Origin of the sequence: Methanolobus sp. WCC1 (assembly GCF_045690315.1) — an archaeon.
Taxonomy (GTDB): Archaea; Halobacteriota; Methanosarcinia; order Methanosarcinales; family Methanosarcinaceae; genus Methanolobus; species Methanolobus tindarius.
In genome coordinates this window covers 488,755-511,640 of record NZ_CP146979.1, presented here as the reverse complement: position 1 = coordinate 511,640, position 22,886 = coordinate 488,755, and the positions used below count along the sequence as shown (strand labels likewise).

Annotated in this window: 26 protein-coding genes and 1 tRNA gene; 12 read left to right on the top strand and 15 right to left on the bottom strand. The window is 41.1% G+C overall.

Annotated elements, in window-relative coordinates:
- The first annotated feature begins 285 nt into the window (after window positions 1–285).
- From V7O61_RS02675 to surE, 3 genes are all read left to right on the top strand, one after another.
- Window positions 286–561, top strand: coding sequence for a hypothetical protein (locus tag V7O61_RS02675; protein WP_023844618.1), 276 nt, complete (start codon window positions 286–288; stop codon window positions 559–561).
- A gap of 96 nt (window positions 562–657) precedes the next feature.
- Window positions 658–1,074, top strand: coding sequence for a hypothetical protein (locus V7O61_RS02670; RefSeq protein ID WP_023844619.1), 417 nt, complete (start codon window positions 658–660; stop codon window positions 1,072–1,074).
- A 172-nt stretch (window positions 1,075–1,246) separates the two neighbouring features.
- On the top strand, window positions 1,247–2,035 hold the full coding sequence (gene surE / locus V7O61_RS02665; protein WP_048135810.1) for a 5'/3'-nucleotidase SurE: 789 nt from the start codon (window positions 1,247–1,249) through the stop codon (window positions 2,033–2,035).
- 71 nt (window positions 2,036–2,106) lie between these two features.
- Here surE and V7O61_RS02660 read toward each other — a convergent pair whose 3' ends face one another.
- Both V7O61_RS02660 and moaA read right to left on the bottom strand, forming a co-directional pair.
- Window positions 2,107–2,256: a hypothetical protein gene (locus V7O61_RS02660; RefSeq protein ID WP_407282823.1), complete on the bottom strand. Its 150-nt coding sequence runs from the start codon at window positions 2,254–2,256 to the stop codon at window positions 2,107–2,109.
- A gap of 13 nt (window positions 2,257–2,269) precedes the next feature.
- Entirely contained in the window at window positions 2,270–3,184 is a 915-nt protein-coding gene (gene moaA / locus V7O61_RS02655; RefSeq protein WP_407282824.1) for a GTP 3',8-cyclase MoaA, read from the bottom strand.
- Window positions 3,185–3,273: 89 nt separating this feature from the next.
- Between moaA and V7O61_RS02650 the strand changes: the two genes are divergently transcribed.
- The 3 genes from V7O61_RS02650 to V7O61_RS02640 all read left to right on the top strand — a co-directional run bounded on the left by V7O61_RS02650 (window position 3,274) and on the right by V7O61_RS02640 (window position 6,984).
- A complete protein-coding gene (locus V7O61_RS02650; protein WP_407282825.1) occupies window positions 3,274–4,590 on the top strand; it encodes a cobyrinate a,c-diamide synthase in 1,317 nt (438 codons plus the stop codon).
- Between the two features lie 274 nt (window positions 4,591–4,864).
- Window positions 4,865–6,244, top strand: a complete 1,380-nt coding sequence (locus tag V7O61_RS02645; protein WP_407282826.1) for a PEF-CTERM sorting domain-containing protein — start codon at window positions 4,865–4,867, stop codon at window positions 6,242–6,244.
- Between the two features lie 194 nt (window positions 6,245–6,438).
- A complete protein-coding gene (locus V7O61_RS02640) occupies window positions 6,439–6,984 on the top strand; it encodes a PEF-CTERM sorting domain-containing protein (RefSeq protein ID WP_407282827.1) in 546 nt (181 codons plus the stop codon).
- A 57-nt stretch (window positions 6,985–7,041) separates the two neighbouring features.
- On the opposite strand, the gene priL is transcribed toward V7O61_RS02640, so the two are convergent.
- The 4 genes from priL to V7O61_RS02620 all read right to left on the bottom strand — a co-directional run bounded on the left by priL (window position 7,042) and on the right by V7O61_RS02620 (window position 9,665).
- Entirely contained in the window at window positions 7,042–8,112 is a 1,071-nt protein-coding gene (gene priL / locus V7O61_RS02635; RefSeq protein WP_407282828.1) for a DNA primase regulatory subunit PriL, read from the bottom strand.
- A 3-nt stretch (window positions 8,113–8,115) separates the two neighbouring features.
- A complete protein-coding gene (locus tag V7O61_RS02630) occupies window positions 8,116–8,853 on the bottom strand; it encodes a DNA polymerase sliding clamp (protein WP_023844627.1) in 738 nt (245 codons plus the stop codon).
- Between the two features lie 103 nt (window positions 8,854–8,956).
- The gene (locus V7O61_RS02625; protein WP_023844628.1) at window positions 8,957–9,271 is read right to left on the bottom strand and encodes a transcription factor S; all 315 of its coding nucleotides are present in this window, start codon (window positions 9,269–9,271) and stop codon (window positions 8,957–8,959) included.
- Window positions 9,249–9,665, bottom strand: coding sequence for an NUDIX domain-containing protein (locus V7O61_RS02620; RefSeq protein WP_407282829.1), 417 nt, complete (start codon window positions 9,663–9,665; stop codon window positions 9,249–9,251). Before V7O61_RS02620 ends, V7O61_RS02625 begins: the two co-directional genes overlap by 23 nt.
- Window positions 9,666–9,820: 155 nt before the next feature.
- Here V7O61_RS02620 and V7O61_RS02615 point away from each other — a divergent pair, with 155 nt between their 5' ends.
- The 5 genes from V7O61_RS02615 (at window position 9,821) to V7O61_RS02595 (ending at window position 14,651) form a co-directional block, all read left to right on the top strand.
- Window positions 9,821–12,064 (top strand): amino acid permease, encoded by a 2,244-nt coding sequence (locus V7O61_RS02615; RefSeq protein ID WP_407282830.1) that lies wholly within the window; start codon window positions 9,821–9,823, stop codon window positions 12,062–12,064.
- A gap of 115 nt (window positions 12,065–12,179) precedes the next feature.
- Entirely contained in the window at window positions 12,180–12,995 is an 816-nt protein-coding gene (gene artA, locus V7O61_RS02610; protein WP_288070407.1) for an archaeosortase A, read from the top strand.
- Complete coding sequence (locus tag V7O61_RS02605; protein ID WP_407282831.1) at window positions 12,996–13,604, top strand: phosphatidylserine decarboxylase; 609 nt, start codon at window positions 12,996–12,998, stop codon at window positions 13,602–13,604.
- A gap of 5 nt (window positions 13,605–13,609) precedes the next feature.
- Window positions 13,610–14,317 carry an archaetidylserine synthase gene (locus V7O61_RS02600; RefSeq protein ID WP_023844633.1) on the top strand — a complete coding sequence of 236 codons (708 nt, stop codon included), beginning with the start codon at window positions 13,610–13,612 and terminating at the stop codon, window positions 14,315–14,317.
- A complete protein-coding gene (locus V7O61_RS02595) occupies window positions 14,292–14,651 on the top strand; it encodes a dihydroneopterin aldolase family protein (protein WP_023844634.1) in 360 nt (119 codons plus the stop codon). The genes V7O61_RS02600 and V7O61_RS02595 overlap by 26 nt, the downstream gene beginning before the upstream one ends.
- 16 nt (window positions 14,652–14,667) lie before the next feature.
- Here V7O61_RS02595 and hisC read toward each other — a convergent pair whose 3' ends face one another.
- From hisC to V7O61_RS02550, 9 genes are all read right to left on the bottom strand, one after another.
- Window positions 14,668–15,765, bottom strand: coding sequence for a histidinol-phosphate transaminase (hisC, locus tag V7O61_RS02590; RefSeq protein ID WP_407282832.1), 1,098 nt, complete (start codon window positions 15,763–15,765; stop codon window positions 14,668–14,670).
- Window positions 15,752–16,858: an acetylornithine transaminase gene (locus V7O61_RS02585; RefSeq protein WP_407283377.1), complete on the bottom strand. Its 1,107-nt coding sequence runs from the start codon at window positions 16,856–16,858 to the stop codon at window positions 15,752–15,754. Before V7O61_RS02585 ends, hisC begins: the two co-directional genes overlap by 14 nt.
- A 193-nt stretch (window positions 16,859–17,051) precedes the next feature.
- Window positions 17,052–17,393: a hypothetical protein gene (locus V7O61_RS02580; RefSeq protein WP_407282833.1), complete on the bottom strand. Its 342-nt coding sequence runs from the start codon at window positions 17,391–17,393 to the stop codon at window positions 17,052–17,054.
- A 44-nt stretch (window positions 17,394–17,437) separates the two neighbouring features.
- Window positions 17,438–18,268: an acyltransferase gene (locus V7O61_RS02575; RefSeq protein ID WP_407282834.1), complete on the bottom strand. Its 831-nt coding sequence runs from the start codon at window positions 18,266–18,268 to the stop codon at window positions 17,438–17,440.
- Between the two features lie 144 nt (window positions 18,269–18,412).
- Entirely contained in the window at window positions 18,413–18,886 is a 474-nt protein-coding gene (locus V7O61_RS02570; protein WP_023844639.1) for a PUA domain-containing protein, read from the bottom strand.
- Window positions 18,887–19,293: 407 nt separating this feature from the next.
- The gene (locus V7O61_RS02565) at window positions 19,294–20,760 is read right to left on the bottom strand and encodes an RtcB family protein (RefSeq protein WP_407282835.1); all 1,467 of its coding nucleotides are present in this window, start codon (window positions 20,758–20,760) and stop codon (window positions 19,294–19,296) included.
- 135 nt (window positions 20,761–20,895) lie between these two features.
- Window positions 20,896–21,345, bottom strand: coding sequence for an archease (locus V7O61_RS02560; RefSeq protein ID WP_023844641.1), 450 nt, complete (start codon window positions 21,343–21,345; stop codon window positions 20,896–20,898).
- Between the two features lie 72 nt (window positions 21,346–21,417).
- The gene (gene pgsA, locus V7O61_RS02555; protein ID WP_407282836.1) at window positions 21,418–22,029 is read right to left on the bottom strand and encodes an archaetidylinositol phosphate synthase; all 612 of its coding nucleotides are present in this window, start codon (window positions 22,027–22,029) and stop codon (window positions 21,418–21,420) included.
- 102 nt (window positions 22,030–22,131) lie between these two features.
- Window positions 22,132–22,692, bottom strand: a complete 561-nt coding sequence (locus tag V7O61_RS02550; RefSeq protein ID WP_407282837.1) for an aldolase — start codon at window positions 22,690–22,692, stop codon at window positions 22,132–22,134.
- A gap of 98 nt (window positions 22,693–22,790) precedes the next feature.
- On the opposite strand from V7O61_RS02550, the gene V7O61_RS02545 reads away from it, so the two are divergent.
- Window positions 22,791–22,864, top strand: a tRNA-Thr gene (locus V7O61_RS02545).
- Window positions 22,865–22,886 lie beyond the last annotated feature (22 nt).

Here is a 22,886-nt window from a genome sequence, read left to right as displayed (position 1 = left end):
TTTAGTTAAGTAATATAGTCAGATTTATTCTCCAACTATCGCACCAATGATTAAAAACGTTTCTTATCAAGGATTACTAACCTGTGTGCTACGGTTCGCAGTATATAAATGATTATATAAATATACATGCCGGATAATTCCTATTGATTCGCTTTATCGACAAATCCCGAATACTAAATTTTGCGATTTGTGAACATAAATACAGGATACTTTGTACATATTGTAAAAAAAGTACACATTACGTTTAAATGCATGACCATAAAAATGTGTATTTGGTGATGACCGATGGAATCAATGCGTTATATGTCATTAGTATTCAGAGGGCTTGTAGAAGAATATAATAATACAGGTGTCAGACCATCCGTGTTTATGGATGCAAGTGGCAGCCTGCAAGTATACCTGTGCGATCCTATAATCGAGGAAATGGACAACGATTATGGAATTGATATCGAACGGGAATATGACGTGAATGGCGGACAGTTCTCAGATGCAAGCTTTAACAGAGTAATGCCTGTTGAGACAATCAGACACAATCTTGGGAATGAGGCAACAATCCAGTAAATTAACTTGCAATTATAAGTAGCAGTGTACCTTACGTGACAAAATTTGCACGGGATGAGGGAAAAGGTACCTGTATGCAGCCCCAGGGTGAAAAACATGAATTACAAAAAACTTCTGAAAGTTTTGAAAAACTCAAAACAAGTCTACAGAGAAGATTATGTTAAAAAAATATTCAGAAGCGCACATTACGATATTGGATTGTTTGAGGAACAGCTCAATGAATTCAACTCAACCCTGTCAGGCGGTGACTCAGAAGCCGCTAAATCTTACATGGACCGGACAATCCTGGCCCAGGTAATCGATGACGCTTCAATATTACTGGAAATCGTAAAGGACAGTCCCTGTCTGAATACTGAAGAGAACAAGGCCATTGAAGAAATGATCTTCACCCTCGATGAGATGAGCGATAAAATTGAAGTCCTAGAAGAAGTGAAGGCACTTGCCGACATGTCTGAGCAGGAAGGATTTGCCGCTACATCACAAAGAAAAGATAGAATTTACGCAAACGTGTAAATTCACATAAGTTCATATCACCTCCAGTTTTACCTTTTTTATATTTTTTAATACACCTTTTTACAGAGAGACATTCCGAATTGAAGAGTTTCAACATTAAACGGAGTTAAATTGCATGCAGGATTGCATCAGGGCATTAGTTTTAAGGCAGTGTCAGGCAATTGATACAGACATGTCAAAAAAGATACTGGTTACCAATGATGATGGCGTATATTCCACTGGAATACATGCCGCCTGGAAAAGTGTTTCTGACCTTGGGGATGTGACTGTATCCGCACCCATGACACAGCAAAGTGGTGTTGGAAGATCAATCTCCATTTTTGAACCACTCAGGATTACACAGACAACGATTAATGGAATCGATGTTAATGCAGTTGCAGGAACCCCTACAGATTCCGTAATACTGGGAATTTTTGCAGTTATGAAGGAAATGCCAGACCTTATCCTTTCAGGGTTTAATATAGGAGAAAATATCAGCACTGACACGATTACAACATCAGGCACAATCGGTGCGGCACTGGAAGGTGCGAGTTATGGAATACCTGCAATTGCCGCTTCCATTCAGGTCATGGAAGAGGGAGACAAATTTGATGATAACAGGAATTTCCAGCATGACTATGATGTTGCTATAAAAGTTGTCAACAAAATAGCAAAGAAAGTGCTTGAACATGGACTACCAGAAAATGTAGATCTGCTTAACGTGAACATCCCACACCATGCAGAAGATAATCCAGACATAGAGATCACACGCCTTGCCAGGAAATTCTTCAAGACCGATGTTGAGGAAAGACATGATCCCAGAGGCAGACCATATTACTGGATTGCAGGTGAGCTGATAGTTGACGAAGAAGAAGGGACCGATGTCCATGCAATCATGAACAATGGAAATGTCTCTGTGACTCCTATATCACTTGATGCAACATCCCCTATTGATTTTTCAGAAATAGAGCACCTTCTCTGAGGCAAAAAGAGTAATATTCAAAAATATCAGAATAAAAACAACAAAAGTGTTCCTGACATAAGTTTCAGGAACTACTGTTTTACTTTTATGATAACTTCCTTGCAGTTATCTTCAACACCATGTAGTGTTGTAACAGCTCCAATTACAGTGCTGCCAAGTATGGACTGCACGAAATGATTGATCTCAATATCCTTGCCATCTACTGTAAGTACGACTTCCATTTTTACTACTCCTTCAACTTTTACAGAATGGTATTCTCCTGCTGACAGCAAGCCTGAAAAGATCAGGCAACTCTTCAATGCTGGCTTCTGATACATCAACCATATTGTCACTTACCAGAAGGCAGGGTTTTAGTTTTCCATCTGCTGTGACCCTTAAACGATTGCAGTTTGCACAGAATTCAGTATTGTCAACAGGTCTGACAAATTCGACTTCTGCACCATTGATAATATATTTTTTCCTTTTATGTAGCTCACGCACCTTAACATCAGAAGAAACTGACATTAATGAACGTTCTACTTCGTTAGCATCTATCCTGTACTGAGGAAGATCCCTGAAATCCATGAGTTCTATCAACTGTAAGATTACATCTCCGCCATATCCGCGCGTGAAGTCCAGCATATCTTTGATCTCATTGTCATTAAGATCTTTTAACAGGACCATGTTGAGTTTAACCGGGGTGAGACCAACATCTACTGCCTCATGTATTCCATCAAGCACTTTATCAAAAATTCCCTTTCCGCAATTAGTAATAGTGTGATACTTACCCGGATCAAGTGAGTCAAGACTGATGTTAACCCTGTCAAGACCTGCATCTTTAAGAGATGATGCCCTGTCCTTTAGCAGAACGGCATTGGTTGTCATGGAAACATCCCTCATATCAGGAAGCCGTACAAGAGCTTCCTCAAGGTCTTTTCTAAGAAGTGGTTCACCACCGGAAATCTTCAGCCTGTTAATTCCAAAACGAGATCCTACTTTCACGATATCAACAATAGTGTCCACTGACATCTCTTTGCTGTGACCTATGTGGCCTTCATTATGACAGTAGATGCAATTGAGATTACAGCGATCAGTTATAGACATCCTCAGACTTCTGACTGTACGTCCGTAAGAATCAGTGAGAAGTTCTGTCGCTTCCGGGAGAGACATAGTACTTAGATATACGTTCTTTATTTAATCGTTTTGAATCGTCTCCTGAGGGAATAATACATATATTCGAACTATACACAATATTCCCCATGACAAATGCAGTGTTGCTTGCAGGCACCAACAGTGGCGTTGGAAAAACTACGGTTTCCATGGGCATTATGGCTGCCCTGAAAAGAAGAGAGATGGAAGTTCAGCCGTTCAAGGTGGGACCTGACTACATAGATCCAACATACCATACAGCTATCTGCGGCAAGCCATCAAGAAACCTTGATACATTTATGATGCAGGTTGATGGCGTAAAAAACACCTTTTCAAAGTATTCTAAGAGTACTGACATCAACATTGTTGAAGGTGTCATGGGACTCTTTGACGGAATGGATACTACTGAGATAGCAAGTTCCGCACATGTTGCTAAATCACTTGGGCTACCAGTGATACTTATTGTGAATGTACACGGGATGTCAAGAAGTGCCGCAGCTATTGTCAAGGGATTTTCCCAGTTTGATCCGGATGTGAAAATTGCCGGAGTTATCCTGAACAAGGTTGGAAGTCCAAGACATTCACAGATGATAATAGATTCAATTCCTGACATACCTGTTGTTGGAACACTGCCCCGCAACAAGGACGTTACTGTACCTTCCCGCCACCTTGGATTATACATGGCAGATGAACTGGATTTTGATACGGAAAGCCTGGCTGCATTTATTGAAGAGAATATTGACCTTGATGCCATAATAGAGCTTTCTAAAACAGCACCTGATTATGAAGCACCTGAAAGGGAAGAAGAACTCGAAGCAGACCTGAAAATCGGAATTGCGTATGATAGTGCTTTCTGTTTCTACTATCAGGACATGTTTGAGGCTTTTAAAAATGCAGGCGCAGAAATTGAGTTTTTCAGCCCCATGAAAGGAGAACTTCCTGATGTGGATGGATTCTACTTTGGCGGAGGCTATCCTGAGCTTTACATTTCAGAACTTGAGAAGTCAAAGACAACAAAAGCACTCAAAGACCTTTCAGCAGAAGGTATGCCAATGTACGGAGAGTGTGGCGGCTTACAATATATGTCCACATCATATGAGATAGATGGAACAGTATACAGGATGGCTGATGTGTTACCTGCTGAAACCGTCCAGACTAAAAAGCTTCAGGCACTTGGCTACACTGAGGGAGTTGCAAACGGCGACTTCATCAAAGGAACTATTCGAGGACATGAATTCCACTACTCTGCAACTTACTGTGACAATGATGCCAAGCTTGCTTATGAGATGAAAAGAGGAAAAGGAATTGTCGATGGTAAGGACGGTCTCACTGAATACAATTCACTTGCAAGCTATACTCATGCACATCCTGCGACATTCCCTGTGAAGAGTTTTGTTGAGAAGTGCAGGGAATATAGCAAAAGATAATTTATGGTTAACCCTCCACTTTTTATTTTTGGATAATAGAATTTCCCAGTATTCAAATTAATTCATTGAAGCACGCGATTGAATTTTTATTATACTTTTTTGAACTACATGCGTGAAATATCACCCGAGTATAAGTATAAATTGAATAATATAATGTGTGTTTTCGATAAATATTTATACAATAGTTATTAAAATAAGATCATTTCAAAAATATAATAAAAGTATTACAGACTATAAATAATAAGATACTATATAATAACCAATGGTGGTACGCGTGAAGAAATTAAATGTAATAACTGTACTCGCATTGATACTATTGATATCAAGTGCTAATGCAAGTGCTAATGCAAGTGCTAAACACTGTTACCCTGACGATGGGACATACTGTGGGACGTTAAGTGGGACATACACACCTGATGTAAAAAAAGATAATCCATTATATGGGGCAACATTTACCCTGGAAGCTGACTTTAAGGCTGACCTTGAAAGTAAGATGATAACTATCACGAATATAAATACAAGTGGCAGTAATCCCGCAATTGACGAAAATACCTTGAATGTTATTGCGACTTTTGAGAATAATGGATTCATTAAGGTAGTTGCTACAGGAAAATGTGGAATGGGTTATCCATTCTATGGAGAAATGATTGTAGACCCATGTGACTTTGGCATCAAATCAAATTCTGGATATGTAATTGTACCAGAATTAAATGGGGAGACAACAAAATATGACCTCAAAGGAGATTTCACACTGGACGTAGAAGAATGCTGTGAGGAACTACCTGATGGCACCTACTGCGGAACCTTAGAAGGAACCTATTATTCACAGGATGTACAGGGAGTGTTCAAATTAAAAGCAGACATACAGGCAGACTTCAATAGTGGAATAATAAGAATAACAAATGTAGATACCACAGGAAGCACTCCGGAAATTGATGAGGAAAGTCTGAATGTAGTTGCGATACTGAATGAGGATACAGGAATAATAACAGTAACTGCAACAGGAACATGTGGTATGGGATACCCGTTCTATGGAGAGATGCTGATTAAAGCATGTGACTTCAGCATACTGTCAAGTTCAGGATACGTAAGGATTCCACTTACAACAGGCGGATACAAACAATATGATCTAACCGGAGATTTTGCACTGGACATCGGAGAATGCTGCAAGGAACTACCTGACGGCACCTACTGCGGAACCTTAGAAGGAACCTATTATTCACAGGATGTACAGGGAGTGTTCAAATTAAAAGCAGACATACAGGCAGACTTCAATAGTGGAATAATAAGAATTACAAATGTAGATACCACAGGAAGCTACCCGGAAATTGATGAGGGAAGTCTGAATGTAGTAGCGATGCTGAATGAGGATACAGGAATAATAACAGTAACTGCAACAGGAACATGCAGTATGGGATACCCGTTCTATGGAGAGATGCTGATTAAAGCATGTGACTTCAGCATACTGTCAAGTTCAGGATACGTAAGGATTCCACTTACAACAGGCGGATACAAACAATATGATCTCACCGGAGATTTTTCATTGGACATTGGTAAATGTGGGCAAACTGAAGTCCCGGAGTTCCCAACAATTGCACTACCTGTAGCAGCAATTATTGGACTTACATTCTTCATGCAGCGCAGAAAGAACTAGGTCTGAAATCAAGTGCAGGAGTTCCTGCACCTTTTTTATTTTGATTCATATTACACACATACCGATACAAATTGGCAAGTGTGTGGCGATTTGAAAAAACTTATATATAATAAGTATTGTAACACAGTTAAAGATTATTGCAAATGTATTCAGTGCAATAAATATAAACTACAAAATAATTTTGGTGGTACAATATGAGAAAATTAAGTATATTAATATGTGCAGCATTGCTGCTCACAATGGCACAGACAGCAAGTGCCATGGTAGTAGCTCCTACAGAGTTTGCTGACGGATGTTATTGTGTGAAACTTGAAGGTTCTTATGGAGTTCCTGCACCCGCAAGTGTGCAGCTGGCACCTAATGGCTATGAAATTCAGGTAGATGCCCAGGTTTGTAAAAATGGAGAAGACATAGACGTTACGATCCTTAGTAGTAACCCAGGAGTTACTATTGACGAACTTGGATTTATCAGCCTTTACCAGGAATTTATTGAGATAAGTGCTAATGGAACATGTGCAATGGGACACACTTTCAATGGTACAATGTATCTGACAGGTGACGGACAGAACTATGCATCAACATACGCAACAGGCACACTTGACGGCCAAATCCCACTTGTAGGTGATTTCACAGTAACCATTAACGAATGTGAAAACTCTATCCCGGAATTCCCAACAATTGCACTCCCTGTGGCAGCAATAATAGGACTTGCATTCTTCATGCAGCGCAGGAAGGACTAATTTAATAATAGTAAAAGGGACAAATAATGTCCCAAATATTCTTTTTAAAAAAGTTATTTACTTTTTCTCTGCAGATTTAATATCAGGACCAACATTTTCGGCAGCTTTTTGGGCATCCCTTTTCCTGAACCAGACCTTGCGGCTGTAATAATTGAGAGGATGGCTTATTTTCTTGCACATATCATCAGGTGCATAACAGTTACCGTAGGTCTGCATGGTTGAACAGGATGGTGGCTTGTAGTGAGTACCTGAAGAACCGGCAATATGCTCTATCTGATAGCGGGCTTTTTCGATGTCAAAATCCGGTGACGCGGTAAAGAGATTCATTATATCATCCACGGTCATACCTATGGTCAGCAGGAATGCAGTCATGGCAAATCTCATTGAATGGGCAAGGTTCACGCCTGCCTGGGTATTAGCTATGGCTTGTGTAATGCATGGAGGGAACAGATCAGTCTCAACCGATTCAAACTCAGAATCACCGAAAGTACTCTTTCTTTCTTCAAGCAGTTCTCTTATGTCCGCAAGATACGGCTCACAGGAGTGCACAAGCTCTTCATTTACAGGCATAGGCAGATTATGCTCAACACGCTCTTTTATTAGTTCCTGTAACAAACGTGAGAACTCTTCTTTTGAAACGTTCACACTTCCATGGTGGAGCTTTCTGTTAACCAGTTTCCATTCAATAGCCTTAAGAGAACTTGCCATTCTGATATATGAGGTAAAATGAAGCTTAAAGCCAGAATCACTATTATCCGGGTATACGGAAAAATCAGATGCAAACTTCTCTAGAAAATCAAGATCCATTGTTTTTAAGAGTTTATATGAAGCAACCGCTTCTGCAAGACAATACCTGCGAATAAGGAAAGAATCATCGATACATGAAACAAGAATTCTTGAAAATGGATAGGAAAGTAGTTCCAGCAATATTTTCTGCTCATCTGACGCAGAAAGAGAAGGCTTGAACAACTCACCTTCAATCGCCTGCATGACACGTTCCTTTCCACGAATCCGTGCGGATTCCATGGCTCTGGAAGTGACCAGGCGGTCAAGGGATATTCCGAGGCTCTTTACGTGCGCAGATGCCCCGGAAAGATAAGGATATAGTGCAAAATCTTTTTCATCCATAGATCAGTCAGATTCGATCCTTGGGGCCAGAAGATAACCGATCTTTCCTGCACCGTTTGCAATGGTAAAGCCAATCTTCACAGGGAAATCTTTTCCAAGCTCAACGGTCACTTCATTGGAACGTGAGGCAGGTTTTACAATATCGGAAAGATAGTCCAGTGAGAAAAGTGAACGTGCCTCACCTGATTTCAGGTCAATCAGACTATCACGGGTCATGTCAAGACGGACACGGTCTGTGTCACCTTCAGCTTCCATGTAAAAGACATCCTCATCAATTCCAAGGAGCATATGGTCACTAATTTTCTCAGCAGCTTTTACAGCCCTTTGGAGGTCTTTTCCGTTAAGAACAACCTCAGCAGGCAACTCTAGCTGTGGGATCCTTGGTTCCGCTCTGATGGTTGAAGGGTCAAGCAGGGCCAGAGTGTAAGAGAGACCACCAAGATGTAATGACATTTTCTGGGACATCTCATCAAGTTCCATGACAACTTTTTCATCCCTGCCTGCAACACTGAAAATATCATTGATCTTTGACAGGTCCATGCCTATCTCGGAATCATCAGCATTGAATTCATCAAAAGCACTTGAGCTTAGATCAAAACTTACCATAGCTACATTTGCAGGATCTACAGCCCTGACTACTATGCCTTCAGGAGATATCCTGAAACGTGCTTCATCAACAAGAACCGAAAGAGTTTCAATTGCAGTCTTTAAAATATCTGCATCAATAGTTGCCTTGAACATATGGATTCGCCACCAATAAATTGAATTTTTAGGACATTATATCTAACAAGTAATATAAGTTTTCTTTTAAGTATCTGAAACAAAGCTAAAGTATCAGATATCATTAGTCGTATTCACGCCAGGTACAGCCACACTTTGTGCATTTGAAGAAACGCGTCTCGGATTCATCAGCCGATCTAAGCTGGCGCAACCACCAATATGCAACGTTGTGCCCACATTCTTCGCACCTTACAGAGGTTGTAGGAAGACCCTGGTCTACATTTCCTTCAAGCACAGTGACATCCCTCTTTTCCCTGGATTCTTTTGACACAAGTACCTCAGAACCTTGCTGTTTTCCCTTTACAAAACCACATTTTCTGCACTTGAATGAATCACCTGAAGGGAACATCATACTTTTACATTCGGGACAAAATTCCATAAATATCACTTCTCGCATTATCTATTATTAAGTTATGGTCAAAAGCTATTTGCGGTATGTCCGATAAATCAAACAGTTGTACCGCCTTTGCATCTGAATCTGCTCTGGGTTCACCTTCTCCCCGGGTCAGGTAAACTACGCTTACCGTGTGCCCTCGGGGATCGCGCGAAGGTTCAGAATATACCCCAAGTAACTTAACTATTTCTATTGTAAGGCCTGTTTCTTCAAGAACCTCACGCACAACAGCTTCTTCTGTGGTCTCACCAATTTCCACAAACCCTCCCGGAAGTGCAAATTTTTCTTTATAGGGAGAATTTTTTCGCTGAATAAGAACTATTTTTCCGTTGAAGATGATTACCGCATCAACTGTAAGTTTTGGCGTATTGGGTGGCATAAGGAGCAAAATTCATTGTTTTAGTAAAATTATGAAAAACATCCATATTAAAGACGCGCTTGGATATAGAACAAATTCCAAATATTTTAGATTTATCTGGAACCTGCAATATATTATAAATACTCTAAAACAAAGAATAAGTGGGAGTAGTGTGGATGATGTCTGAAAATACTGATGAACCGAAGGAAAAAAACCTGCAGGAAAAAGTTGAAGAACAAAAAGGTCAGGTTCCTGGTAAAAAATTATTTGGTACTGTTGAAGGAGTATTCATTCCAACCCTCTTGACGATTCTGGGAGTTATAATGTACCTCAGAGAAGGCTGGGTCATTGGTAATGCAGGGCTCCTTGGTGCCTGGCTGATAATACTGATAGCCTTTGGGATTACCCTTTCCACAGCACTTTCATTATCATCTATTACAACCAATATCAGAATCGGAGCAGGAGGAGCCTTTTCAATAATATCGCAATCCCTTGGTCTGGAGGTTGGAGGAAGTATTGGAATACCCCTGTATATTTCACAAAGCCTTGCCGTTGCGATGTATATATTTGGATTCCGTGCCGGCTGGCTCTGGATGTTCCCCGATCATTCACCCATAGTAGTTGACTTTGCTGTTTTTGCACTTCTCTTCATTATTGCCTACATAAGTGCTTCACTGGCATTCAGAATACAATATGTTATCCTTGCAATTATAATCTCATCACTTGTATCCATACTGTGGGCTGCCTCATCAGGTTCCATGCAGGAACCAATTACATGGTGGGGGTCATTCTCCGGATCACCGGAATCTGGATTTGCAGGAATAGGATTCTGGGGAGTTTTTGCTGTATTTTTCCCGGCAGCTACAGGCATAATGGCAGGAGCGAATATGTCAGGGGAACTTAAAAACCCCCGTAAGAGTATACCTGTGGGAACTCTTGCTGCGATAGTATTGAGTCTTGTGATATATCTTTTAATTGCATACTGGCTTGCAAGATCTGCAAGCACCGATGAACTCCTGAACAATTATACAATTATGGCAGAAAAGGCAGCATGGGCACAACTGATTGTGGCGGGCCTTCTGGGAGCCACTTTTTCCTCAGCTCTGTCTTCCATTGTTGGCGCCCCGCGAATCCTCCAGGCACTTGCTAAGCACCAGATACTCCCAGCAAGTGACTGGTTTGGGAAAAGTTCAGGATCAGGGGAACCCAGAAATGCAATGATATTTACCGGTGCAATTGTTTTTCTTGCACTATTGTTACGTGATCTCAATGCTATTGCGCCTCTAATAACAATGTTTTTCTTAATAACCTATGCAATGATCAATATTGTTGTACTCATTGAGCAGAACCTGAAACTTATAAGTTTCAGACCTCTTTTCAAAATACCAATGCTGGTATCCATAATAGGTGCCATAGGATGTGTCTTTGTGATGGTTATTGTAAATCCTACATTCACAATCCTGGCTTTTATGGTGGTTTTGGTAATCCATGCATATCTTCTTAAAAAACACCTTAAAGCGCCTTTTGGAGATGTACGTAGTGGCCTTTTTGTAGCGGTTGCCGAATGGGCTGCAAAACAAAGTAACAGGATAGCACCTTCCAATGAAAGAACCTGGAAAGCAAACCTGTTGATACCTGTAAGAAACCCTAACATATTAACTGGTGCTTTTAACATTATAAAAGACATTACATATCCGAAAGGTTCTGTCAAACTACTCGGGCTTCTCGGAGAAGTGGAAGAAAGTGATCTGAACTCCCGTCTTATTGATCTGACAAATTCTTTCCGCAAAAGAGGAGTTTTTTCTTCATGGACACTTATTGATACTAAAGAATTTGATAAAAGCCTTATAGCCGGAATGGAAGCACTCACAGGATCATTTTTCAGACCAAGAGTTCTTTTTATCCACATGAACAGTTTTGAAGGGCGTGAAACCAAACTTCGCGATGTAATCCAGAAGGCTTCAAAACGTAACATCGGAGTACTGTTGCTTGCAGTGCACCCGGAAACAGTTTACGGAAGGCAGAACTCAATAAACCTCTGGATTAACGATCGTAGTCCTGACTGGGATATCAGCATGGATCTGGGAAATCAGGATCTTGCCATCCTGATCGCTTACAAGCTTAAGAAAAACTGGAAAGCTTCCCTTAAAATGATCAGTTGTGTAAAGGAGCAGTATAATAATTATAAAGCAGAACAATATCTGGAGAACCTTTCGGAGCTGGCAAGAATACCTAATGTCAGTACAAAGATATTGCTTGGAGACATTGAATCCAGCACAGGCAACGCACCTCAGGCTTCAATCAATGTTTTTAGCATGGAACCGGATGTTGACTTTGATTTCGTTCGAAAAACTGTTGAAGATACAGGTTCTTCATGTCTGTTTGCTCTTGATTCCGGAGAAGAAAATGCCCTTGCATAAGAGAAAAAGAAACAATTGAAACTCAGCAGGTTGGGTTTTAAACAGGGATACGGAACAAAAAGTTAATAGGCTACATCAAATATATAGGAGCCATACCTATAAAAGGTGTGCTTAGATGATTGAGAATGTTCTATGGATTGCAGTGGCTTTCATGCTGCTTGGATCAATAATTCCTAAAACGGTAAAGGCCCGCAGAATGTTGTCTGCGGCAGGATGGGTATTCTTTTCCATACACTGGTTCTACCAGCCAATTCATTATATGGAAATAAAAGATTACTTCAACGTAGCCCTGGTAATAGCCGTAGGGATAGTCTGCCTGATCATAGCATACACCATGTTCAAAGAATACAAGGAAAACAAAATACCTTTAACGGACGTGACAACAATGGCTACAAGTGCAACAGCCCTTGGTTGTTTATTCTATTTCCCTTTTGCACAAATGGAAGTACTCAATATTGGGATAATATCACAGGTCACTAATACTGTTTTTCTGACACTGCAATATATTAATGTCCCGGCAGAACTTGTAGCATGGAACAAAATCTCACTAAATGGATACACAGTAGAGATTATACTTGCCTGTACTGCAATTGAGAGCATAGCACTTTTCATAGGCCTGATAGCGTCAGTGAACGCACCTGTTAAAAGATTGGCAGCTGCATTCGCAGTTTCAGTACCCGTAATATACATATTGAATATAATAAGAGATGCTTTTGTAATCGTAGCCTATGGTTACCAGTGGTTCGGCCCTGAAAGTTTTGAGATCGCCCATAATACTATTGCAAAAATAGGATCTGGAATAGCCTTATTTGTGGTCGCTTACTTTGTCATGCGCATACTGCCCGAACTGGTAGACCTGATAGAAGGAGTCTGGTTTTTGGTTACCGGATTTGTTCAGAAGCTATTCTATAAAGTAGTAGGAAACCAGTAAATGCTTGCAAAAGGTTCTTTTCCCTGGATATTAACATCCATCACTGTAAGTGTGGTAAGCTTCTTTGCATACCTGCTATACAAAATACCATATTCCGAAATGATTATTGTACTTGGAACATCAGTAACAATATTTTTCTTATTCTTTTTCAGGGATCCTGAAAGAGAAATAAAGGAACACGACAGCCATATGCTTTCACCTGCCGATGGCAGAATTGTGGATATTAGAGATAGAAAAATCTGCATTTTCATGAACTTCCAGAATGTTCATGTAAACAGGTTGCCAATTACCGGAAAGATACACACCATCGAGCATAAAAAAGGTGGATATATTCCCGCTTTCTGCAAAGATTCACACCGCAACGAAAGGAGCCATACACTAATAGAAACAGAACATGGCCTTGTAGAAGTAATACAGATAGCGGGAACAGTTACACGTAGAATAGTCTCCTATGTTCAGGAAGGAGATTACATGAAACAAGGTCAGCGTTTTGGAATGATACGTTTTGGTTCAAGGGTTGATGTTACGATTCCTGAAAACTTTGAAATACTAATAAAGAAAGGAGATCGTGTATTTGCCGGCGAAACGGTAATTGCCAGAATTAAATAAAGGAAGTGAACCAGATACTTCATACATTAAAACTACCTGATTTTGTCACTTTACTGAATGCATTGTGTGGAGTCATTGCCATTATAATTGTGCTTGATGGGTTTACTTATCTGGCACCACTGCTCATACTTATTGCCGCAGTTGCAGACGGTGCTGATGGCCATATTGCCCGTAAATTCTCTTCCAGTGAGATCGGAGGAAACCTGGACTCACTTGCAGATGTTATTTCATTTGGTGTTGCACCGGTTATAATTACATATTCATTTGTTACAGGAACACAGTCACAGTATATTCTGCTCCCTGCAATGCTGTTCTATTTCATATGTGGAATTTTGAGACTTGCAAGGTTTAACACAATGCATCTGGGAATGAATTCATTCAGCGGTTTACCAATTACTGCCGGAGGAATAACTATTTCATCATACTTACTAATGGGAGAAAACTTGTTCCATGCTTATGGAATGGCACTGTTGTTCCTTGTGATTGGACTTCTCATGGTAGGTGACATGACATATATGAAAGCAAGGAACAAAAAACTACTAATGCCACTTACTCTGATATTTGCTGCAATCATTGTTTCATACTTTGTAAATATTGAATACACACACATTTTAGCATCAATTCTTTCAGGAATAATGGCAATTTACATAATATCACCCATTATCAAGAAAAACAAAGAGGTACACTATGCAGGAAAACGAACTAATAACTGACAGGGATAACGTACTTTTTGAAGCCGGTATCAAGCTTGGTGCACTTTACCACCAGTTCACAGGTTCACCTGTTAATCTGGATACAGTTGAAAGCTTGGAAAAAGGGATACAGGAAAGTATTTCAGTCCAGCCCTGCGTTGAAAAAATCAGAGTTTCCATCAACCGAGAGATGATTAACTCTAAACTTAACGGCAAGTATGGTTATTGTGAACTTGAAGGCCGCATGCTGGATGTTCATATCACAGCAGTGTTCAAAAATGCAAAAGTGGATGTCAGTCTGGCTTTTGACACAGAACTCGACTATCCTCTTATGAAAATAGAAAAGATCTATTAATTATTACTAACTGGATTCAATTAGAAACGGCCTTTGCTTCTTCAAAGGCTGATACTACTTTTTCATTCTGTCCCCTTGTGCCTACTGTTACACGAATCAGCGATTCGCCGGCATTCCTGAATGACCTGCAATCCCTGACAATAATACCTTTTTTCATTAACGATTCTGAAACATCTTTTGCGACTAGAGGTGAGACATCCACAAGAATGAAATTTGCCCGGGAATCATATACCTTAAAAGGAATGTTCTCTGTCAGGAACTTGCGACCTTCCACAGTCATTGAGATACTTTTCTCCAGATATTCGGAATCTGAAAGTGCTGCCACTCCTGCCATTACAGCAGGTAGACTTACATTGAATGGAGTTGCAATCTTCATATACTGGACTTTAAGCCACTCAGGCATCAAACCATATCCAATTCTTAGACCTGCAAGTCCGAATGCCTTAGAGAAGGTTCTACCTATTACAAGGTTATCATATTCAAGAACCAGCTTTGAAAGACTTTTATCTGAGAACTCAACATATGCCTCATCTACAAACACAAGTCCATTTGTAGATTCAAGAAGTGAATGGACATCGTCTTCTGAAGTCAGCAGTCCTGTTGGGTTGTTAGGAGAACATAGGAATACAACCTTTGTCCTTTCAGTAATAGCTTCCTTAATAGCAGTTATATCAAATTTCAGCCCTTCACCGGGAGCCACATGAATCGCAGTTGCCCCGTTTGCTCTTGCGGCAATCTCATAGTAAGAGAATGTGGGAGTTGGTATTACAACTTCATCCCCGGGTTCGATGAGCACACGCATGAGGTTATCAAGCAAACCATCCATGCCCGGACCGGAAGCACATATGTTCTCTACGGGAAGACCTGTGTAAACTGAAAGAGCCTCCACGAGTTCGGAAGCATCAGCTGAAGGATATATGTTAACTTTTGATGCATAAGATATGAGAGCTTCAACTGCTTTTTGAGAAGGACCAAGTACATTCTCATTGGAGCCCAGTTTTATGATATCTATTGGGTCGATGCCGTATTTCTTTGCAATTTCCTCTATTGACTTTCCCGGAACATATTCTGCAATTGAGTTGACAACATCTTTGATTAGCTCAGGCCTGCTCAAGTACGGACACCACCCTGTTGATCTGCTCTTTTGTGATTACCAGCGGAGGAGCGATACGCAGTACTGTTTCTGAAGTGCAGTTAAGAAGAACACCATTCCCACGGCCGTGTTCCACAAGGTCGGCACATTTGCGGTCAAACTGGACACCTATCATTAGTCCTTTACCACGAACCTCAACGAAACCGTCTGTAGTAAGCTTACTCAGTTCACCGCGGAAATATTCACCCATTTCCTTTGAGCGCTGGATGAGATTCTCCTCACGGATTACATCAATTGATGCAAGTGCAGCAGCACATGCAAGCGGACTGCCTCCGAATGTTGCTGCGTGTTCTCCACGGTTGAAAGCAACACCTTCTCGGGCAGCTATAGCACCCATCGGGAAACCTCCGCCAATTGCCTTTGCCATTGTCATAATGTCAGGCTCAACACCAAAATGCTCTTTGCAGAACCATGTTCCGGTTCTTCCAAAACCTGTCTGGACCTCGTCAAAGATAAGGAGCACTTCATTCTCGTCACAAATCTTGCGGACTTCCTTAAGATAATCCTGTGAAGGTACATTTATACCGCCTTCACCCTGTATCGGCTCAACTATAACAGCAGCTGTGTTTGGGGTGATGGAGTCAGCTATTGCCTGTGCGTCATTGAATGGGACAAACTTTTCTTCTTGTACAAGAGGTTTGAATGGAGCACGATAAATATCCTTGTATGTCAGGCTCAACGCACCCATTGTACGACCGTGGAAAGAGTGTTCCACTGCTATGAAATCCGTCTTTTTGGTTGTTGCCCTTGCAAGTTTCATTGCAGCTTCAACTGCTTCAGTTCCGGAGTTACAGAAGAAGACACGGTCCATTCCGGTTACATTGACCAGTTGCTCGGCAAGTTCTGCCTGCGGCTCTGTGTAATAAAGATTGGAAACATGAATTAGTTTCTCAGCTTGCTTTTTTATTGCCTCGGTTAAGTGTGGGTGACAGTGACCTATATTGTTCACTGCAATTCCAGCAACACAGTCCACATATTCCCTGCCTTCAATATCATAAACAAGAGAACCTTTTCCGCTTTCAAGAACCACTGGCTGGCGGCCGTATGTCTGCATTACATATTTTGAGTCTTTATCGAATATGGATTTAGACTCAGATGATGATGAAGTATAATCCTGTTGCAAATTAACACCTTTTCACTATAATTACTAGAACCGTTTTTAAATCTGACTATCGCTACAAAGGGAAAAAACAACTAAAAAAATAAATGTGATCATGACCAGCCTGAAGCCAGACGGCTATCACATCTCAAAGAATGCGTCTGTCTGGTACTTTTATCGCCACATACAGGTGATAAAGGAAAACCAGCATTGATATCTGGAAAACAAGCAGCATCAAACTTTTAACGTTATCATAGCGTGTGCTTCCAGGCACTGAATTTATCGTTACAAGTACCTCAAAAAGATATACTACAAAACCTACTGTCAGAAAGACAAAATATTTTTTCAGATTGTTAAACGATACATAAATTCGCGAGCGTATGACATCGGGATCTATCCGTATCAGCAGATATGATGTCAGTAGCGCCAGAATCACTATACAAAGACGTATTGCAAGATCCAGAAAATGGAACGTTGAACTTAGACTCATAGCCATCCCCTCATATTTTTGTGTAACCCTATAACAAAAGTCACTCAGACATCCAGTTGCATCAGTTCATTATCACTCAAAGCATCATCTTCCTCACGCTCAAAGATGATACCGCCCGGCGCACGCATCACACCATCTACACGGGCACTCTCATGTATCTTTATTGACTGTGAATTGATCTCTCCCAGAATATGTGTTCCGGCAGCAACGTAAACATTACCCCTGGAAATAATATTTCCGTGAATCACATTATCTGTTCCGAGTTTTACATCCTGAATAGTACGTATGCTTCCATAGAGTGTGGTCTCATTTGCCATATCGAGGGATGTTGCACGTATATTCCCTACAAGTCTGCACTTGCTTCCGACAATAGCATTTGAAGGAACCCTTATGGAATCCATGGATATCTTGGAACCGTTTGGAATTATCATTGAATTGAGCCCTATAGACTCCTCGTCATCCTCAAACAGATCCTCTAATGCCTTTTCAACTTCCTCATCCTTTCCAAGCCTCAGAAGCTCGCTGATATAAAGGAAAAGATAAACTATGACCGGTACAGGATTTCTTACAACAATCCAGCCCTTGGCTTCAAAACCACCGTTGATCTTCACATCGTTACCAATATCCAGATCGCCCTTTACCACCAGTTTACCATCGATGGTAACGAATTCCCCGATATAGGCATTCTCATCTGTTTTGACATTGCCGCCAATCTCGGACCAGATATCAATCCTTGTATCTCCAGTGGTGACGAGATCACCTGTAACGTTGACCCTTTCACCAAGTATTGCTGAATGTGCAATGATACCGTACTTTATTTCAGAGTGATTGCCTGCAATAACATCCCCATCTATGACTATTGTACGTTCTTCCATCCTTGTATTGTCTGGAATTACAAATGTCTTAAATATCTCCTCTTCTATGCTTTCACTCTCCGGTCTCGGATATACTGTATCAAAGGCACTACTATGACTTTATTTTCATCGTATTTAATAGAGATAGATTTATAAATAGTTATTCTAAGATTGTGCTATCCCACGCCTTACATCAACTGCAGGACCCCTGTCCATGCGAAGTGCCTCAGCCGGTGACAATAATAGCTGCCCTGTTGCCAGTATTTCGTCCTTTTCATCAACTATGATAACCTCATCTCCTGCCCTGAGATCTGGATCAACTGCAAGTACATGTTTTGCAAAAGCAGTCTTTCCTTTTGAGACAAATGGAACTGCATCCTCACAAATTATAACTCTTGATGCAGGCTTTTCAAGTCCCTGATGAAGTGCAGCAGCTCCGTCTATACTGAGAGTGAGCATTCCGTCCCTTGCACGAACTGTTGCCATGTGCTTTCCGTTGAACTGGACCTGTCTTACGCGTTTTGTCCTTGAAAGCAGGAATGTAACACCATCAGGAAAAAGGATTTCTCCACAACCCTTACCGAACTGAATGTCGGCCATTGTCCTGACTCTAATGAGGTTTTTATCTGCATTGCTCATAGTTGCTAAATAAAGTATAAGTTTTAAAATGATAGCGGTTAAATTGATATGAGATTATCTCTTATTTAAGGAAGTGAACACTATTTGCTATATAAATAATGTCAAACAGATTTATATATAATAATGACCAATTATAAGTTGAGGAAACGGGAACTACTGCTTGTAACTGTATTCAAAGGTATAGTAACTGTAACCAAGCAAAACCATTCATCCCCTCAAACATGTCCCCGTTTCCTCGTTGCTCAATAACAGAGCAAGACTTCTTTTATGTTGTTTAACTGAACAGTGTAAACTCTGATTTTTTGTTTCAAGAATGTAGTTAAAAATACAAATTTCTATTTAAGAATCAGAAACAAAACTGAATTTATTTTGCGATTAAAAAATAAAAAATTAAGCCAAAGGTCAGTTTAACCTTTGACAACTCCCATTGGAAGTACACGTGCAACTTTTGTGGCAATGCCAAGATTGTGTACAACGTCCACAACATCACTACTGGATTTGTATACCTCAGGCGCTTCCTCGGCTATGAGTGATGGCTGCGTTGCTCTTACAATAATTCCCTGTGACTTCAGTTCATTCTGAATCTCTTCACCACGCAGTTCTTTCTTTGCACTGCTTCGGCTCATAACTCTTCCTGCACCATGACAGGCACTGCCGAAGGTAAGCTCCATTGCAGCAGGGCAGCCTTTAAGCACATAAGATGCAGTGCCCATACTTCCGGGAATGATGACCGGTTGTCCTATATCCTTGTAGTCTTCCGGAATCTCAGGATGACCTGCAGGGAATGCTCTTGTTGCACCTTTCCTGTGTACGTAGACTTCCTTTTCCTTGCCATCGATCATGTGTTTCTCAAGCTTTGCAACATTGTGAGCAACATCATACACAAGGTCAAGTCCCAGATCGCCGTGCTGAGCCTTGAAGAACTCATCAAAAACCTCACGTGCCCAGTGCATTATCATCTGGCGGTTCACCCATGCATAGTTTGCTGCACATGTCATGGCCTTGAAATAATCCTGTGCTTCCTCCGAGCTTGCAGGAGCGCAGGCAAGCTGTTTGTCAGGGAGAGGAATCTTATACTTTTTGGAAGCCTGTGTGAGCTTCTGGAGATGGTCGGTACATATCTGATGACCTGCACCACGTGAACCGCAGTGAATCATGAAAGTTATCTGTCCTTCCTTAAGACCGAAAGCCTTTGCAGCTTCCTCGTCATAGATCTTATCCACATACTGTACTTCAAGGAAATGATTACCACTTCCAAGAGTTCCTATCTGTGGACGACCTCTTTTACGGGCTTTTATACTGACCTTTGAAGGATCAGCACCAGACATCTGACCATTGCTTTCACAATGACTTAGATCGCCTTTCATACCATATCCATTCTTAACAGCCCAGTTTACACCATTGATAAATACCTCATCCAATTCCTCATCAGTAAGTCTCATGCGGCTCTTGGAACCAACACCTGAAGGAATTGCTTCGAATAATGAATCGAGAAGCTCAGCCAGCCTTGGACGGACATCATCTTCCATAAGATTGGAACGGATAAGACGAACTCCGCAGTTGATGTCAAAACCTACACCTCCCGGACTAATCACACCTTCATTCTTATCGAAAGCTGCAACCCCACCAATGGAGAATCCATAACCAAGATGTGCATCCGGCATCGCCATGGAGTATTTCTGGATTCCCGGCAGGGAAGCTACGTTTGCAACCTGATCGATGGTTTCAGGCTCCAGAATATCAAGGAGAGGTTTTGATACGAATATCCTTCCCGGAACATTCATCCCTGGTTTGTAATTACCGGATACCTCCCACGTATTATCATTTACTTTAGTGAGAATATCGAAAATTGATGTTGCATTTTCATCTGACATGTTATTTCCTCTTGTTTTTCTTCCTTCAAGCGTCTATAATGAAGACTATGCGCTCTAATCGTATGAATATATTGATTATAAGAAATTAATTGAAAATATAATGACCCAATCATTGGCCATGGATAAACTGATTTTTCACGTATCTACTGTTGCCTGAATCATCCAGCCAGCATCTGAGTTCTCAATCCTCATGTCGTTATAGGTTGCAGCTTTTACCTCAGTATCAAAGACATGGACTGAAAGATCAATGCTTTCTCCGTAGAGTGTTGCTTCGAGGGAGCATTGTTCATTATCTTCATCTACGGTTATCTTGTTGACTTCTATCCGGCCAAAAACCAATTCATCTACTTCGAATACAAAGAGTATCTCTGAAAGCCATTCAAAGAGCAGACTGTCAAGGTCAAAAGATGTAAGTTCGATATTTACTGACAGGCTGTTGTTAACAGAAGAGGTTTCCACCATTACGTTAAGCATGGCAAGGGCTGCATTCTCAAATGCCTGCTCAAGACTTTTACCGTAAGCCCGAAACCTTACATCGGCAGTGTGTTCCAGATACTCATAGTCAATATCCATCTCAGATGACATGAACCTTAATTGACCTTGAGATAATTAAATTAGCCCCTTGTTTTTGGGATTTTACTGATAGTTATAGACGGATCATTCCAGTTGTTTCCAGATGTGAGCTATGCGCTGGAAAGCTGTTATGTGACTGCCAACGCCGATTATAAGAATCATCCATCCAAGAGATGAGAATCCGAGGACTTCGGCCTGATAGAAGTAGTAGATTACTGAGGATAGCATTATTAGGACAAGTCGGTCTGCCCTTCCTATTATGCCACCGTAGTATCGTCCGAGATTCAGCGCTTGTGCCTGTGTACCAAGGTAACTTGTGAGAAGGACACCGACAATGGTTATGACACCTATCTGCCAGTCTACGTAGCCGCCAAAGAAGATACCGCAAATAATGAAGACATCTGAATAGCGGTCAATTACATGGTCCAGGAAGTCACCGCGTGCGCTTGAAGCTTTCAGGTAGCGTGCCACAAGACCATCCATTGCATCTAAAAATGAGTTCAATGCCACCAGCAAACCTGCTATCAGGACAAGAAGAGGATCAAAGGCTGATCTGTAGTATAATATGCCTGAAAGCACTGCAAAGAGGAGTGAGATCATCGAAATCGCATTTGGGGAGATACCCAGCTTTGCGATTGCAACAGCCATTGGCTCCAGTATCTTTGATGCCACAGGTCTTAGAGCATTGAATGTCATGGATATTGTACCAAATGAGTATTTTTATGATTTAACGTTTTCCTGAAATTATAATATTTTAGTATAATTCCAGGCGAGCTATAAGCAAAGTCAGGCAAAATTTCATGCTCTTGTGTTTTTTGCAAGGTCGTACCAGTATTTTATTTTGCATGAGTGTTCAACCTGCGTGGTTAGTACGTATGCTTCATCCAGTACTTTTCCTATGGCAAAGGTGCCGTGACTGTAAATAATTGCGGTTTTATTATGCGCAAGGGATGAGGCAAGGTTTTCTGCAAGCTCATCGGAACCGATTCCACCTTTAACTATTGGAACTTCTCCCAGGAAGTATTGGCCTTCGCTGTCAGCGGGTGTAATGCTGTCACCTTCCTCCAGCAGGGAGAGTGTCACTGCAAAAGGGCAATGTGCATGAACAATTGCAAGTGCAGGAGTTTTGCTGTAAATAGCACGGTGAACTACGGCTTCAGATGAGGCAATCATATCGAGCGGAGATGAACTGTCAATGCGCACCTCTACTACGTTGTCTTCTGTAATCTCATCCAGTGCGCAACCACTGCGTGTGATGAGCATCCGGTTTCCAATTCTCACACTGATGTTTCCAAAGTGTGATTCTACCAGCCCGTTTGCCACAAGTTTTTTTCCAATCCTCGAAATTTCATGCCACATGAGTATATCTCCGGTAGTCCGCTACCATAAAATTTATCTGCTATTATGATATGTAAGGGAATGCTTTCCATAAAAAGATGTGGAATGCGCATCATGTTGCCTCAGTGGCTCAGCCCGGCAGAGCGAGTGATTTGTAATCACTAGGTCGCGTGTTCAAATCACGCCTGAGGCTTTCTACTTCTTGTTTAAAGCTC

Coding starts and splice junctions, on each gene's coding strand:
- priL (WP_407282828.1), bottom strand. CDS start 8,112: ATGGATGAAAAAGATTTTGCACTATATCCTTATCTTTCCGGGGCATCT.
- moaA (WP_407282824.1), bottom strand. CDS start 3,184: ATGTCTCTCCCGGAAGCGACAGAACTTCTCACTGATTCTTACGGACGT.
- V7O61_RS02660 (WP_407282823.1), bottom strand. CDS start 2,256: ATGGAAGTCGTACTTACAGTAGATGGCAAGGATATTGAGATCAATCAT.
- V7O61_RS02630 (WP_023844627.1), bottom strand. CDS start 8,853: ATGTTCAAGGCAACTATTGATGCAGATATTTTAAAGACTGCAATTGAA.
- artA (WP_288070407.1), top strand. CDS start 12,180: ATGATTGAGAATGTTCTATGGATTGCAGTGGCTTTCATGCTGCTTGGA.
- V7O61_RS02550 (WP_407282837.1), bottom strand. CDS start 22,692: ATGTGGCATGAAATTTCGAGGATTGGAAAAAAACTTGTGGCAAACGGG.
- V7O61_RS02605 (WP_407282831.1), top strand. CDS start 12,996: ATGCTTGCAAAAGGTTCTTTTCCCTGGATATTAACATCCATCACTGTA.
- V7O61_RS02625 (WP_023844628.1), bottom strand. CDS start 9,271: ATGGAATTTTGTCCCGAATGTAAAAGTATGATGTTCCCTTCAGGTGAT.
- V7O61_RS02580 (WP_407282833.1), bottom strand. CDS start 17,393: ATGAGTCTAAGTTCAACGTTCCATTTTCTGGATCTTGCAATACGTCTT.
- V7O61_RS02670 (WP_023844619.1), top strand. CDS start 658: ATGAATTACAAAAAACTTCTGAAAGTTTTGAAAAACTCAAAACAAGTC.
- V7O61_RS02640 (WP_407282827.1), top strand. CDS start 6,439: ATGAGAAAATTAAGTATATTAATATGTGCAGCATTGCTGCTCACAATG.
- V7O61_RS02585 (WP_407283377.1), bottom strand. CDS start 16,858: ATGCAGACATACGGCCGCCAGCCAGTGGTTCTTGAAAGCGGAAAAGGT.
- V7O61_RS02560 (WP_023844641.1), bottom strand. CDS start 21,345: ATGTCATCTGAGATGGATATTGACTATGAGTATCTGGAACACACTGCC.
- surE (WP_048135810.1), top strand. CDS start 1,247: ATGTCAAAAAAGATACTGGTTACCAATGATGATGGCGTATATTCCACT.
- V7O61_RS02595 (WP_023844634.1), top strand. CDS start 14,292: ATGCAGGAAAACGAACTAATAACTGACAGGGATAACGTACTTTTTGAA.
- V7O61_RS02675 (WP_023844618.1), top strand. CDS start 286: ATGGAATCAATGCGTTATATGTCATTAGTATTCAGAGGGCTTGTAGAA.
- V7O61_RS02570 (WP_023844639.1), bottom strand. CDS start 18,886: ATGAGCAATGCAGATAAAAACCTCATTAGAGTCAGGACAATGGCCGAC.
- V7O61_RS02565 (WP_407282835.1), bottom strand. CDS start 20,760: ATGTCAGATGAAAATGCAACATCAATTTTCGATATTCTCACTAAAGTA.
- V7O61_RS02615 (WP_407282830.1), top strand. CDS start 9,821: ATGATGTCTGAAAATACTGATGAACCGAAGGAAAAAAACCTGCAGGAA.
- V7O61_RS02650 (WP_407282825.1), top strand. CDS start 3,274: ATGACAAATGCAGTGTTGCTTGCAGGCACCAACAGTGGCGTTGGAAAA.
- V7O61_RS02575 (WP_407282834.1), bottom strand. CDS start 18,268: ATGGAAGAACGTACAATAGTCATAGATGGGGATGTTATTGCAGGCAAT.
- pgsA (WP_407282836.1), bottom strand. CDS start 22,029: ATGACATTCAATGCTCTAAGACCTGTGGCATCAAAGATACTGGAGCCA.
- V7O61_RS02620 (WP_407282829.1), bottom strand. CDS start 9,665: ATGCCACCCAATACGCCAAAACTTACAGTTGATGCGGTAATCATCTTC.